Source organism: Streptomyces sp. URMC 129 (genome assembly GCF_051386415.1).
Classification (GTDB): domain Bacteria; phylum Actinomycetota; class Actinomycetes; order Streptomycetales; family Streptomycetaceae; genus Streptomyces.
Genome location: NZ_JBPQTQ010000156.1, coordinates 1 through 11,652, shown reverse-complemented (window position 1 = coordinate 11,652; position 11,652 = coordinate 1). Strand labels below are relative to the sequence as shown.

Sequence of the window (11,652 nt, the reverse complement as noted above, 5' to 3'; positions counted from 1 at the left end):
GGCAGTCGCTGACGACGGCCGCCGTGGCGTGTTCCCGCAGGACGCGTACCGGGCGCGGCGGGTCGCCCACGCCGACCTCTACCGGGACCAGTTGGCGACGATCGCGGACCGCGTCGAGTACAACGTCAAGGCCCTGCACCGGGAGGACGTCCTGCTGCGGGGCATCCTGTCCGAGAACCCGGAGATCAGGAAGCTCAACGAGGCGACCAGGACCGAGGGCGGCGCCACGTACCAGGACCGGCTGCGGCTCGGGCAGCTCGTCGCGGACGCCGTGCGCAACCACCAGTTGCAGGACGCGAAGGCGGTCGAGTACGCGCTCGCCACCTACGCCGAGCACCACCGCCGTGGCCCCGAGGGCGCGGACCGGGTGGTGAACCTGTCGTTCCTGGTGGGCCGCGACGAGGCCGCGGGCTTCCTCGCCGCCCTGGAGGAGCTGCGGGCCGCGACCCCGCAGCTCGACATCCGGGTCACCGGGCCGCTGCCGCCGTACAGCTTCGTGCGGACCGAGCCGGTAGAGGCCGCGTGAGGCGGCCATGGGCCTGCTGAAGGAGCTTCTGCTGCTGCCCCTCGCCCCGGCGCGCGGCACGGGCTGGGTGCTGGAACAGGTGGTCGCGGAGGCCGAGCGCCAGTACTACGACCCGGCCGTGGTGCAGCGCGAACTCGCCGCGCTGGAGGAGGAGCTGACCAACGGCCTCATCGACGAGGACGAGTTCGACCGCCGGGAGGACGAGCTGCTGGACCGCCTGGACCCGGCACACGACTGGCTGACACGCTGACAGGAGAGAACATCGTGAAACTCGCGGAGATCACCGGCAGAACGGCCGCCGGCCTCAAGGACAGGATCACCCAGAACGGCGGCAGCACCCTCACCGTCGTGGAGGACATCGACATCGGCGTCCCGGTGCGCGTGGCGTACGACCAGTGGACGCAGTTCCAGGAGTTCGGCGCCTTCACCGGCGGCGTCGAGGACGTCGAGCAGGAGGACGACGCCACCACCACCTGGCGGGCCCGGGTCATGGGCGTCACCCGCACCTGGCAGGCCAGGATCACCGAGCAGATACCGGACGAGCGGATCGCCTGGACCACCACCGACGAGGGCCGGGGCACGCTCCGGGGCGTCGTCACCTTCCATCCGCTCACCGACACCCTCACCCGGGTCCTGCTCGTCATGGAGTACCAGCCGCAGGGCCTGCTGGAGCGGACCGGCGCACTGTGGCGGGCCCAGGGCCGGCGGGCGCGGCTGGACCTGAAGAACTTCCGCCGGTTCGTGATGCTGCGCGGCGAGGCCACCGGCGAGTGGCGCGGCGAGATCGCGGACGGCGAGGTCGTCACCGGCCACGAGGACGCGGTCGGCGGCGGCACGGGCGGCGGCGGCAACGGCGGAGGCACGACGTCATGACGGCGGCGGCCGTGTCGGGACCGTACGGCCCGCCCGGCCTGGCGGCCGGGGGCGGCGGCAGCGCCAACCTGGCGGACATCCTCGAACGGGTCCTCGACAAGGGCGTGGTGATCGCCGGGGACATCCGGATCAACCTGCTCGACATCGAGCTGCTCACCATCAAGCTCCGGCTGCTCGTCGCCTCCGTCGACAAGGCGAAGGAGATGGGCATCGACTGGTGGGAGCACGACCCGTCGCTCTCGTCCGGCGCCCGCCCGCACGGCCCGCGGGAGCTGGCCGAGGAGAACGAGCGGCTGCGCGAGCGCGTCGCCGCCCTGGAGAGGCGGGAGGAGAGCACCCCATGAGCGACGACGGACACCTGTGGTACGTCTACGCCGTCACGCGCGGCGGCGCCGGGCCGCTGCCGGAGGGACTGCGCGGCGTGCGGGACACGGAGCCCGCGACGGTGGCGGAGGCCGGGCTGGCGGCCGTCGTCAGCCGGGTCCCGGCACGGGACTTCGGCGAGGAGCCGCTGCGGGAGCACCTGGAGGACCTCGCCTGGCTGGAGCGGACGGCGCGCGCCCACCAGCGGGTGGTGGACGGCCTGGCCACGGCCGGCGGCGTGCTGCCGCTGCGGCTGGCGACCGTCTGCCGCGACGAGACCGGGGTGCGGCGGCTGCTGACGGTCCACCGCGAGCGGTTCGCCGCCGCGCTGGACCGCCTGGCCGGGCGCGTCGAGTGGGGCGTCAAGGTGTACGCCGACCCGGCCGCCGCGGCGCCGCCCGCTCCGGCGGCCCCGGCGGCCAGGCCCGCCTCCGGCCGGGACTACCTGCGGCAGCGCGGCCGTCTGCGGCTGGCCGAGGACGCCGCGCGGCGCGAGGCGGAGGAGGCCGTCCGCTCGGTGCACGACGCGCTGGCGGGGGCGGCGGAGGGAGCCCGGCTGCACCCGCCGCAGGACGCCCGCCTCTCCGGCGAGCACGGGCAGAACCTGCTCAACGGCGCCTATCTGGTGCGCCGCGAGGACGGCCGGGCGTTCTGCGCGCTGGCGGGCGAGCTGGCGGGACGGCTGTCCGGGTTCCGGCTGAGCCTGACCGGCCCGTGGGCGCCGTACTCCTTCGCGGAGGCCGCCGGCGCCGGGGCCGCCGAGAGGGCGGTGTCCCGGTGACCGGGCAGTCCGTCCCGCCCGCCGCCCGCCAGGTCGCGCTGGTCGACCTGCTGGACCGGCTGCTGGCGGGTGGCGTGGTGCTGGCAGGCCAGGTGACGCTGAGCATCGCCGACGTGGACCTGGTCCGCGTCGACCTGCGGGCGCTGATCACCTCCGTCTCCGGGGAGGCCGCCGCATGACGGGCCGCGCGGGCGGACGCGTCGAGCTGGACCGCGACACGGTGGAACGCGACCTGATGCGGCTGGTGCTGACCGTGGTGGAGCTGCTGCGGCAGCTCATGGAGCGCCAGGCGCTCCGCCGGGTCGACCACGGCGACCTGACGGAGGACCAGGAGGAACGGATCGGCCTCACCCTGATGCTGCTGGCGGAGCGCATGGACGACCTGTGCGCGCGCTACGACCTGAGCCCAGGGGACCTGAACCTGGACCTCGGCCCCCTCGGGCCCCTGCTGCCGCCGCCCGGCGCGCGGTGAGGCCCGCGGCCCCCACTCCTACGCCGCCCCCGCCCTCGGCCGCAGCGGCACGAAGCGCAGCGGCGTGCCGGGCACGGCCTGGGCGGCGGCGGCCAGGTCCGGGGCGGGCACCACGCCGACGACCGGGTAGCCGCCGGTGGTCGGGTGGTCGGCGAGGAACACCAGCGGATGGCCGTCCGGCGGCACCTGCACGGCGCCCAGCACCATGCCCTCGCTCGGCAGCTCCTCCTCCCGGGCCCGGACCAGCGGCGGGCCCTCGGTGCGCAGCCCGACGCGGTTGCTCGCGGGCGACACCCGGTACCGGCCCGTCGCCAGGGTGCGCGGGGCGTCGTCGGTGAGCCAGTCGTGGCGCGGGCCGAGCCGCAGCCGCAGGACCAGTTCGCGCGGCGGCGCGGGCTGCGGCGCCACGTCCAGCGGGGGCGGCGGCCCGGCCGGCGCGCCCAGCGGCAGGACCGCGCCGTCGGCCAGCGGTGCCGGGCCGAGCCCGGACAGCAGGTCCGTGGCGCGGCTGCCGAGCACCGGCTCGACGGCGACGCCGCCCGCCAGGGCCAGGTAGCCGCGCACACCCCGGGTGGCCGGGCCGACGTCGAGCACGGCCCCGGCCGGCACCCGCACGGCCGCGCCCCACGGCGCGGGCCGCCCGTCGACCGTGACCCGGCAGGGGGCGCCGGTGACCGCCGCCGTCACGGCGCGGTCCGGCCGCACCGCGCAGCCGGAGAGCGTGGTCTCCAGGCCGGCCGCGGTCGGCGGGTTGCCGACGAGCCGGTTGGCCAGCAGGTGGGCGGCCGGGTCGAGGGCCCCGGAGCGCGGCACCCCCAGGTGGGCGTGCCCGGCGCGGCCGAGGTCCTGAACGGTGGTCAGCGGGCCCGCGCGCACCACGGTGACCGCTCGGTCGGTCACGGCGTCCGCTCCGGCGTCTCCGCCGCGGTGAAGCGCACCCGGGTGCCCGGGGTCAGCAGCGCCGCGGGCTCGCGGGCCGGATCCCACAGCACCGCGTCGGTGGTGCCGATGAGCTGCCAGCCGCCGGGCGAGGCGCGCGGGTAGACGCCGGTGTACGGGCCGGCCAGGCCGACCGAACCGGCCGGCACCCTGGTCCGGGGGGTGGCGCGGCGCGGCACGGCGTACCGCTCGTCCAGTCCCGTCAGATAGCCGAAGCCGGGGGCGAACCCGCAGAACGCGACGCGGAACGCGGTCCCGGTGTGGATGCGCGCCACCTCCTCCGCCGCGACGCCCCACAGCGCGGCCACGTCGGCGAGGTCGGGGCCGTCGTAGCGCACCGGGATCTCCACCGCCCCGGCGTCGTCGGCGGTCAGCGGCGGAATCTCCCAGTCCGTCAGGAGCCGTGCCAGCCCGCCCGGGTCGGCCACGCCGTCGAGCAGCACGGTCCTGGCCGCGGGCACGATCTCCTCGACCGGCGGAAGGGTGCCCGCCGCCCGGCGCCGCAGCAGTTCGGCGTGGAGGGCCTGGGCGTCCTCGCCGGTGGGCAGTTCCACCAGCAGGGCGCGCTCCCCCACGGGGACCGGCCTCATGCGAACGGCTCCAGCGCGACCCCGGCCTCCTCCAGCGCCTCGCGGACCCGGCGGGCCAGGTCCTGGGCCCCGGCGGTGTCCCCGTGCAGGCACAGGGAGCGTGCCGTGACGGCGATGCGGGTGCCGTTCCGCGACGTCACCACGCCGTCCCGTGCGATGCCGACCGAGCGCGCCACGACCGCGCCGGGGTCGGTGACGACGGCGCCGTCCTCGCCGCGCGGCACCAGCGTGCCGTCGTCGGTGTAGGCCCGGTCGGCGAACGCCTCGGCCACCACCGGCAGTCCGGCCCGTGCGGCGGCCTCGTGCAGGCGGGAGCCGGGCAGGCCGAGGACGGGGAGGGCACCTCCGGCGAGGGCGACGCCCTCGGCGACGGCGGCGGCCTGGGCCTCGTCGCGCACGGTCCGGTTGTAGAGCGCGCCGTGCGGTTTGACGTAGGCCACCGGGGAGCCCGCCGCGCGGGCGAAGACCTCCAGGGCGCCGATCTGGTACGCGACCTCGGCGGCGAGTTCGTCCGGCGGGACGTCCATGGCGCGGCGGCCGAACCCGGCGAGATCGCGGTAGGAGACCTGGGCGCCGATGGCGACGCCCCGCTCGGCCGCCATCGCGCACACCCGCCGCATGGTGGGCGCGTCCCCGGCGTGGAAGCCGCAGGCCACGTTGGCGCTGGTGACGACGGACAGCAGGGCCTCGTCGTCGGTCAGCCGCCAGCGGCCGAAGCCCTCGCCGAGGTCGGCGTTGAGATCGATCGACGCTGTGTGTGTCATCGGCGTCATGCCACCCGGTATCCCTCGTCCCGTGCGTGGGTGACGACCCTACTATCCGCCTAGGCTCGTCGCATGATCAGACAGGTGCTGGCGGCGGTGCGGCTGTGGTTTTCTCCACAACGGCTGCGGGCCGAGGGCGCGACGCCGGATTACCGGTTCAGTCTTGCCAACGAGCGAACGTTCCTGGCCTGGTTGCGGACCGCGCTGGCGCTGCTGGCCGGCGGGATCGCGGTGGACCAGTTCCTGACGGAGCTGCGCTGGGCGGTGCGCACCACGGTCGCCGTGGTGCTGCTGGCGGGCGGCGCGCTGTGCGCGGTCCGGGCCGTCAACCACTGGGTGCGCTCCGAGCGCGCGATGCGGCGCGGCGAGGACCTGCCCGCCAGCCGCTTCCCGGCGCTGCTGGCGGTGGGCACGGTGCTGACCGCCCTGCTGGTGATCGGCGCGGTGCTGCTGGGCTGGGCCGGCTCGTGAGCGACGGACGCCGGGCCACCGGCCCCCGCACAACACTCGACCCGCGCCTTCGCCCGGCGGCCGGAGAAGCGAACCAGGAAACCTCGTGAGCGACGGACGCCGGGCCACCGGCCCCCGCATAACACTCGACCCGCGCCTTCGCCCGGTGGCCGGAGAAGCGAACACGGAGACCCCGTGAGCGGGGCCGGGGACGGGCGCGATCCGGGGGTGCAGCCAGAGCGCACGCGCCTGGCGTGGCGGCGCACGACGCTGTCGTTCGCGCTCGTGGTGGTGCTGGCGGCGCGCGGGCTGGTGACCGCCGACGGCGGGCGGGCGGTGGGCAGCGTCGCCGTGGCGCTGGCCGCGCTGCTGTGGGTGTTCTTCCTGGCGCTGGCGCACCGGCGTATCCAGGCGCTGGCCGCCGGCCGCCCGCCGGGGCCGCCCACGCGCGGCACGGTGCTGGGGGCGGCCGGGGTGGTGGTGGCCGCGGCGCTGGTCGGCGCCCTGGTGCTCGCCATTCCCGCCTGACGCGCCGGGGCTACCGGCGAGTATGCTGACGGCCATGGCGGAGCCGAGGATTTTCACGTCGCCGGACGAGCTGCGCGCGGCCACCGGGGAGCAGTTGGGCACCAGCGAGTGGCTGGAGATCGGTCAGAAGAAGATCGACCTCTTCGCGGAGGCGACCGGGGACCACCAGTGGATCCACGTCGATCCCGAGCGGGCGGCCACCGGTCCGTTCGGCTCGACCATCGCGCACGGCTATCTGACGCTCGCCCTGCTGCCGGTACTGGTACCGCAGGTGGTGCGCGTCGAGGGGGTGCGCATGGCCCTGAACTACGGCGTCAACAAGGTGCGTTTCCCCGCCCCCGTGCCGGTCGGCTCACGGGTGCGGGCCGGTGTCGCGGTCGCCGAGGTCACGGACGCGGGCGAGGGCGTGCAGGTCGTGCTGGCGGTGACCATGGAGCGCGAGGGCGGGTCGAAGCCCGTCTGCGTCGCGGAGAGCGTCACGCGCTACTACTTCTGAGCCGGTGCGCCGGGGCGGGTGCGCGACGAGGGCATAGATCCAGGGGTCGTTCATGTGATCAGCGTCAATCGGTCATCCTTCGCGCACCTCTTGAAGGCGACTGATCTCCGGAAATGCAACCCGATCGTGTGACTGCGGGGCATATCAGGGGCACTCTGTGCCTCCGTGCGCCCTGTCGCCCCGGCGGGGCGGCGTGAGACCACAGGACCATGACGAACCGGCGCGGCCCGAACTACCAACTGCGGGCCCTGCTCGCCGAGGCCGGCTGGACCCAGGAGGCCCTGGCCCGCGCGGTCAACGCGCTGGGCACGGAGATCGGCGCCGCCCTGCGGTACGACCGCACCGCCGTGGCCCACTGGCTGGCCGGGACCCAGCCCAGGCACCCCGTGCCGCAGCTCGCCGCCGAGGCGCTGTCCCGGCGGATCGGCAGAGCCGTCGCCCCCGAGGCGGCCGGGTTCCCCTCGCACGAGCGCGACGCGCCGCCCGTCGACCCCGTCACGGGCTTCGCCGCGCTGTGCCGGACCGACGCGGACGCCGCCCGGCGACTGCCCCTGCACCAGCGCCCGTACCGGGTGGCCGACGCCACGGTGCCGAGCCCTCCCCCGCCCGCGGCGGACGCCGCCGCGACGGCCGGGCCCGGACGGCCCCTGGGCGGGCGCACCGAGGACACCACGGCCCTGCACGACGCGGTGGCGTTCTTCGCCGCCTCCATCGACACCCACGGCGGACGGCACGCGCGCAGCGCCCTGTCCGCGTATCTCGCGGACGACGTGACCCCCCTGCTGACCGCCGCCCCGGCCGGGCGGGCGCGCGGCGAGCTGCTGATGGTGGCCTCGCGGCTGGCGTTCCTGCTGGCCCGCATGTACGAGGACGGGCTGCTGCACGGCGTCGCCCAGCGGTACTACACCTACGCGCACCGGCTGGCCGGGGAGTCGGGCGACCGGGTCTCGTGGAGCGTGGTGGTGCGGGCGATGAGCGCCCAGGCGCAGCGCCTGGGCCACCTGCCGTCCGCGCTCCAGCTCGCGGAGGCCGCCCACCACGGCGTCCGGGGCGCGCCGCCCGCGCACCAGGCGTACGTGCAGGCCCAGTTCGCGGTCGTGCTCGGGCTGAGCGGCGACCGGCGGGGCGCGCTGGCGGCCGTGGCGCGCGCCGAGCGGGCGGCGGAGCGGGCGACGAGCGCGGCGGCGCCGTTCGACAGCTATCCGCCGGCCGCGCTGCACTTCCAGACCTCGGCGGTGCTGGAGGCGCTGGGCGATCTGCCGGGGGCGCTGGCGGCGCTGCGGCGGGCGGCGGGCGAGCGGGCCGCCGCCGACGTGCGGGGCCGGGCCCTGACCCAGGCGCGGTTCGGCCAGCTCCTGCTGCGGACCGGGCATCTGGACGAGGCGTGCGCGGCGTGGGAGGGGTTTCTCGCGGCGCAGGAGCGGTTGCGCTCGGGCGACGCGGAGCGCGCGCTGCGGGACATGCGCCAGGCGCTCCAGCCCTACCGGAACCGCAAGCGGGTGGCGGAGCTGCTGACGCGCACGGTCCCCAGGACGGCGCCCGGTCGTTGACTTGCGCCCCACCGATTCCTATGGTCGAACAGATGAATGGTTCGACGGCGGGAGTGCGCGATGGCCACCAGCGGGACGGACGATGCTCCGGTCTCCTCACCGTTCTCCGCACCGGCCTACTCGGCGGGCTTCGGCAACGAGCACAGCAGCGAGGCCGTGCCGGGCGCGCTGCCCCAGGGGCGGAATTCGCCGCAGCGGGCGCCCCTGGGCCTGTACGCGGAGCAGCTCAGCGGCACCGCGTTCACCGAGCCGCGCGCCCGCAACCGCCGCTCCTGGCTGTACCGGATCCGGCCCTCGGCCGCCCACCCGCCGTTCCGCCGCGTCCCGGAGGGCACGCTGCGCTCGGCGCCGTTCGAGGAGACCGAGCCCGACCCCAACCGGATGCGCTGGGGCCCGCTGCCCGAGCCGCCGCCCGGCACCGACTTCGTGGCCGGGCTCTGGACCCTGGGCGGCAACGGGGACGCGCGCCGGCGCACCGGCATGGCCGTTCACCTGTACCGCGCCAACTCCCCCATGACGGACCGGGTGTTCGGTGACTCCGACGGCGAGCTGCTGATCGTGCCGCAGCGCGGCACGCTGCTGCTGCGCACCGAGTTCGGCCCGCTGCGCGCCGCCCCCGGCGAAATCGCGCTGATCCCGCGCGGGGTGCGGTTCCGCGCCGAGCTGCCGGACGGCGAGGCGGCCGGATATGTCTGCGAGAACTACGGGGCCCCCTTCGCGCTCCCCGAGCTGGGCCCCATCGGCGCCAACGGCCTGGCCAATCCACGGGACTTCCTCGCCCCGACCGCCGCCTACGAGGAGGACGCCGACCGCCCGGTGGAGGTCCTCAACAAGTTCTGCGGCGGCCTCTGGGCGGCGGACTACGACCACTCCCCCCTGGACGTCGTCGCCTGGCACGGCACCCACGTGCCCTACCTGTACGACCTGCGCCGGTTCAACGTGCTCGGCTCCATCAGCTACGACCATCCGGACCCGTCGATCTTCACCGTGCTGACCGCGCCCGCGGCCGACTTCGTCGTCTTCGCACCGCGCTGGCTGGTCGGCGAGGACACCTTCCGGCCGCCGTACTTCCACCGCAACGTGATGAGCGAGTACATGGGCCTGATCGAGGGCACCTACGACGCCAAGGCCGGGGGCTTCGTGCCCGGCGGCGGCTCGCTGCACAACATGATGTCCGCGCACGGACCCGACCGGGAGACGTTCGAGCGCGCGAGCGCCGCCGAGCTGCGGCCCCAACGGGTCGACGAGGGGCTGGCGTTCATGTTCGAGACGGGCTGGCCGGTGACGCTCACCGGCCAGGCGACGGCCGCCGCGCACCGGCAGCGCGGGTACGACAAGGTGTGGGAGGGTCTGAGGCGGAACTTCCCCTCATAACATCGTCGACCCGGAGCGACCGCCGTGACCGTCTTCGCCCCCGACTCGCTCGAGCTGAACCGGAAGCTGCCGCTGTGGTACCAGGTGTCGCAGTCGCTGCGCGCCTCGATCCTCGGCCGCTCCCCCGAGGCACCGCTGCGGCTGCCCACCGAGGAGCAGCTCGCCGAGCACTACGGGGTGAGCGTGCTCACCATGCGGCAGGCCCTGAAGGAGCTGGAGTCGGAGGGTCTGATCACCCGGTTCCGCCGCCGGGGCACGTTCATCGAGCCAACGGCCCGGCCGGGCGCGCCCGTCCGGCTGCTGGGCTCCGTGGACGCCATCGTGGCCCAGCAGTCGGGCGAGACGACGACCCTGCTCGACCACGGCCCGGTGGCCGTCCCGGCCGAACTGGCCGAGCACTTCCCGGGGCTGGGCGAGGTGGTCCGCTTCCGCAGACTCCGCCACGACCGCACCACCGGCGACCCCGTCAACTGGGCGGAGAACCTGCTTCACCCGGAGGTGGCCGACCGCATCGACCCGGAGGCTCTCGAACGCTGGCCCATGACCAGGGTGCTTCGGGACATAGCCGGGGTGACCGTGAGCCGGATCGCCAACACCGTGCAGGCGCGGCTGGCCGATCCACCGACCGCGCGGCTTCTCCGGGTGCCACTGCTGAGCCCGATCCTGCACATCACCGGAGTGGAGTACGACGAACAGGGGCGCGCGGTGGATGTCGCGCGCATCCACTACCGCGGCGACCGGTTCTCCTTCGCGGTCACCATGGACGCCTCCCCCGAGTGAACCCCCCGCACGGAAAGGCCGCCGGTCCCGCCCGGCGGCCCGTCTCCGTCGCCGCTAACCGCGCCCGCCGAGCAGCGTGCGCCGCAGCCGCCGCAGCGGCGTGAACAGCCGCACGCGCGCACCCCGGGCCGGACGGGCACCGGTCTTGTCGCGCTTGGTCAGCTCGCGCATCAACAGCGTGGCCTCCTCGGCCTGGCGCTGCGGCACGGCGGGGCCGGAGAGCACGCTCAGGTGGCGGTCGAGGCGCGAGCTGCTCGCGCCGGTCCCGCAGGTGATGGCAGGGACCCGTGGCGGCCTGCCCCGCACTGTTATCTGCTCCATGACTCTCCCACCCGTACAACGACACCCGGTCCGGGCAGGGTAACCCTAACTCCCCTCAAGGACGCATGGGTATCCCGGTCCCACGTTTCACCTTTCCCCGCAACGGCGTTGACGCACACCACGGGGACACCTGTTCACACCGAACCCCCGCGGACCGATGGGGGGCGGAGCGGGCCGGGGATGGTCTGTTCGGTCCAGATGCACTTGCCGGTGTCGGTGTAGCGGGTGCCCCAGCGGGTGGTCATGGCGGCGATGAGCTGGAGTCCGCGTCCGCCCTCGTCCGTGACGGACGGGTGGCGGATGTGCGGGGTCGTCAGGCTGCCGTCGGAGACCTCGCAGATGAGGGTCCGGCTGCGCAACAGGCGCAGGGCCACCGGCCCGGTGGCGTGGCGGATGACATTGCCGACCAGTTCGCTGACGATCAGTTCGGTGGTCATCTCCAGCTCCTCCAGATCCCAGGCGGCCAGTTGCTCGCGGATGTGTTTGCGGGCGTGGGAGGCGGCGACCGGGTCCTCGGACAACGGCCAGCGGGCGATGGCCTCCCGGGGCAGCGCGTGGGTGCGGACGACAAGCAGGGCGGTGTCGTCGGTGACGGGGCGGTCGGCGGGGAGCAGGGCCGCGGTGACCGTGTCGCACAGGGTCTCCGGTTCTGCGGCCTGGTGCAGGGCCGTGGTCAGGGTGTGGGTCAGGTGGTTCATGCCGTCGTCGATGTCCTGTCCGGGGACTTCGACCAGGCCGTCGGTGTAGAGGACCAGCAGGCTGCCGTCGGGCAGGTGGATGTCGTGGGTGCCGAAGGGCGGCGATGCCACGCCCAGCGGGGGGTCGGGGTCGGTCGCGGGGAAGGC

General features: G+C 75.1%; 18 protein-coding genes. 13 read left to right on the top strand and 5 right to left on the bottom strand.

Annotation, left to right across the window (positions count from 1 at the left end; translation table 11 throughout):
* From ACSNOC_RS24805 to ACSNOC_RS24775, 7 genes are all read left to right on the top strand, one after another.
* A partial coding sequence (locus tag ACSNOC_RS24805) for a GvpL/GvpF family gas vesicle protein (RefSeq protein ID WP_436749794.1) occupies window positions 1–526 on the top strand: 526 nt, incomplete at its 5' end.
* Between the two features lie 7 nt (window positions 527–533).
* Window positions 534–776: a gas vesicle protein GvpG gene (locus ACSNOC_RS24800; protein WP_436749793.1), complete on the top strand. Its 243-nt coding sequence runs from the start codon at window positions 534–536 to the stop codon at window positions 774–776.
* 14 nt (window positions 777–790) lie between these two features.
* The gene (locus ACSNOC_RS24795) at window positions 791–1,399 is read left to right on the top strand and encodes an SRPBCC family protein (protein ID WP_436749792.1); all 609 of its coding nucleotides are present in this window, start codon (window positions 791–793) and stop codon (window positions 1,397–1,399) included.
* Window positions 1,396–1,743 (top strand): gas vesicle protein, encoded by a 348-nt coding sequence (locus ACSNOC_RS24790; protein WP_436749791.1) that lies wholly within the window; start codon window positions 1,396–1,398, stop codon window positions 1,741–1,743. Before ACSNOC_RS24795 ends, ACSNOC_RS24790 begins: the two co-directional genes overlap by 4 nt.
* The gene (locus tag ACSNOC_RS24785) at window positions 1,740–2,543 is read left to right on the top strand and encodes a GvpL/GvpF family gas vesicle protein (RefSeq protein ID WP_436749790.1); all 804 of its coding nucleotides are present in this window, start codon (window positions 1,740–1,742) and stop codon (window positions 2,541–2,543) included. Before ACSNOC_RS24790 ends, ACSNOC_RS24785 begins: the two co-directional genes overlap by 4 nt.
* Window positions 2,540–2,722, top strand: a complete 183-nt coding sequence (locus ACSNOC_RS24780) for a gas vesicle protein (RefSeq protein ID WP_436749789.1) — start codon at window positions 2,540–2,542, stop codon at window positions 2,720–2,722. The genes ACSNOC_RS24785 and ACSNOC_RS24780 overlap by 4 nt, the downstream gene beginning before the upstream one ends.
* The gene (locus ACSNOC_RS24775) at window positions 2,719–3,015 is read left to right on the top strand and encodes a gas vesicle protein K (RefSeq protein WP_436749788.1); all 297 of its coding nucleotides are present in this window, start codon (window positions 2,719–2,721) and stop codon (window positions 3,013–3,015) included. Before ACSNOC_RS24780 ends, ACSNOC_RS24775 begins: the two co-directional genes overlap by 4 nt.
* An 18-nt stretch (window positions 3,016–3,033) precedes the next feature.
* Here the strand turns inward: ACSNOC_RS24775 and ACSNOC_RS24770 are convergent, their stop codons facing one another.
* The 3 genes from ACSNOC_RS24770 to ACSNOC_RS24760 are packed head-to-tail and all read right to left on the bottom strand — an operon-like array spanning window position 3,034 to window position 5,308.
* A complete protein-coding gene (locus ACSNOC_RS24770; protein WP_436749787.1) occupies window positions 3,034–3,915 on the bottom strand; it encodes a biotin-dependent carboxyltransferase family protein in 882 nt (293 codons plus the stop codon).
* Window positions 3,912–4,544 (bottom strand): 5-oxoprolinase subunit PxpB, encoded by a 633-nt coding sequence (gene pxpB / locus ACSNOC_RS24765; RefSeq protein ID WP_436749786.1) that lies wholly within the window; start codon window positions 4,542–4,544, stop codon window positions 3,912–3,914. The genes ACSNOC_RS24770 and pxpB overlap by 4 nt, the downstream gene beginning before the upstream one ends.
* Window positions 4,541–5,308 carry a LamB/YcsF family protein gene (locus ACSNOC_RS24760; protein ID WP_436749785.1) on the bottom strand — a complete coding sequence of 256 codons (768 nt, stop codon included), beginning with the start codon at window positions 5,306–5,308 and terminating at the stop codon, window positions 4,541–4,543. The genes pxpB and ACSNOC_RS24760 overlap by 4 nt, the downstream gene beginning before the upstream one ends.
* Before the next feature lie 72 nt (window positions 5,309–5,380).
* Here ACSNOC_RS24760 and ACSNOC_RS24755 point away from each other — a divergent pair, with 72 nt between their 5' ends.
* From ACSNOC_RS24755 to ACSNOC_RS24730, 6 genes are all read left to right on the top strand, one after another.
* Window positions 5,381–5,779 carry a YidH family protein gene (locus ACSNOC_RS24755; RefSeq protein WP_436749784.1) on the top strand — a complete coding sequence of 133 codons (399 nt, stop codon included), beginning with the start codon at window positions 5,381–5,383 and terminating at the stop codon, window positions 5,777–5,779.
* A gap of 174 nt (window positions 5,780–5,953) precedes the next feature.
* A complete protein-coding gene (locus ACSNOC_RS24750; protein WP_436749783.1) occupies window positions 5,954–6,286 on the top strand; it encodes a DUF202 domain-containing protein in 333 nt (110 codons plus the stop codon).
* 34 nt (window positions 6,287–6,320) lie between these two features.
* Window positions 6,321–6,782 carry a MaoC family dehydratase gene (locus tag ACSNOC_RS24745; protein ID WP_436749782.1) on the top strand — a complete coding sequence of 154 codons (462 nt, stop codon included), beginning with the start codon at window positions 6,321–6,323 and terminating at the stop codon, window positions 6,780–6,782.
* Window positions 6,783–6,991: 209 nt separating this feature from the next.
* Complete coding sequence (locus tag ACSNOC_RS24740) at window positions 6,992–8,332, top strand: hypothetical protein (RefSeq protein ID WP_436749781.1); 1,341 nt, start codon at window positions 6,992–6,994, stop codon at window positions 8,330–8,332.
* A 60-nt stretch (window positions 8,333–8,392) separates the two neighbouring features.
* Window positions 8,393–9,706, top strand: coding sequence for a homogentisate 1,2-dioxygenase (hmgA, locus tag ACSNOC_RS24735; RefSeq protein ID WP_436749780.1), 1,314 nt, complete (start codon window positions 8,393–8,395; stop codon window positions 9,704–9,706).
* Between the two features lie 24 nt (window positions 9,707–9,730).
* Window positions 9,731–10,486 carry a GntR family transcriptional regulator gene (locus ACSNOC_RS24730; RefSeq protein WP_436749779.1) on the top strand — a complete coding sequence of 252 codons (756 nt, stop codon included), beginning with the start codon at window positions 9,731–9,733 and terminating at the stop codon, window positions 10,484–10,486.
* Window positions 10,487–10,540: 54 nt separating this feature from the next.
* On the opposite strand, the gene ACSNOC_RS24725 is transcribed toward ACSNOC_RS24730, so the two are convergent.
* Both ACSNOC_RS24725 and ACSNOC_RS24720 read right to left on the bottom strand, forming a co-directional pair.
* A complete protein-coding gene (locus ACSNOC_RS24725) occupies window positions 10,541–10,807 on the bottom strand; it encodes a hypothetical protein (protein ID WP_436749778.1) in 267 nt (88 codons plus the stop codon).
* 134 nt (window positions 10,808–10,941) lie between these two features.
* On the bottom strand, window positions 10,942–11,652 hold a 711-nt coding region (locus ACSNOC_RS24720; RefSeq protein ID WP_436749777.1), incomplete at its 5' end, for a SpoIIE family protein phosphatase.

Coding starts and splice junctions, on each gene's coding strand:
- pxpB (WP_436749786.1), bottom strand. CDS start 4,544: ATGAGGCCGGTCCCCGTGGGGGAGCGCGCCCTGCTGGTGGAACTGCCC.
- ACSNOC_RS24800 (WP_436749793.1), top strand. CDS start 534: ATGGGCCTGCTGAAGGAGCTTCTGCTGCTGCCCCTCGCCCCGGCGCGC.
- ACSNOC_RS24755 (WP_436749784.1), top strand. CDS start 5,381: ATGATCAGACAGGTGCTGGCGGCGGTGCGGCTGTGGTTTTCTCCACAA.
- ACSNOC_RS24725 (WP_436749778.1), bottom strand. CDS start 10,807: ATGGAGCAGATAACAGTGCGGGGCAGGCCGCCACGGGTCCCTGCCATC.
- ACSNOC_RS24775 (WP_436749788.1), top strand. CDS start 2,719: ATGACGGGCCGCGCGGGCGGACGCGTCGAGCTGGACCGCGACACGGTG.
- ACSNOC_RS24745 (WP_436749782.1), top strand. CDS start 6,321: ATGGCGGAGCCGAGGATTTTCACGTCGCCGGACGAGCTGCGCGCGGCC.
- ACSNOC_RS24760 (WP_436749785.1), bottom strand. CDS start 5,308: ATGACACACACAGCGTCGATCGATCTCAACGCCGACCTCGGCGAGGGC.
- hmgA (WP_436749780.1), top strand. CDS start 8,393: ATGGCCACCAGCGGGACGGACGATGCTCCGGTCTCCTCACCGTTCTCC.
- ACSNOC_RS24740 (WP_436749781.1), top strand. CDS start 6,992: ATGACGAACCGGCGCGGCCCGAACTACCAACTGCGGGCCCTGCTCGCC.
- ACSNOC_RS24785 (WP_436749790.1), top strand. CDS start 1,740: ATGAGCGACGACGGACACCTGTGGTACGTCTACGCCGTCACGCGCGGC.
- ACSNOC_RS24790 (WP_436749791.1), top strand. CDS start 1,396: ATGACGGCGGCGGCCGTGTCGGGACCGTACGGCCCGCCCGGCCTGGCG.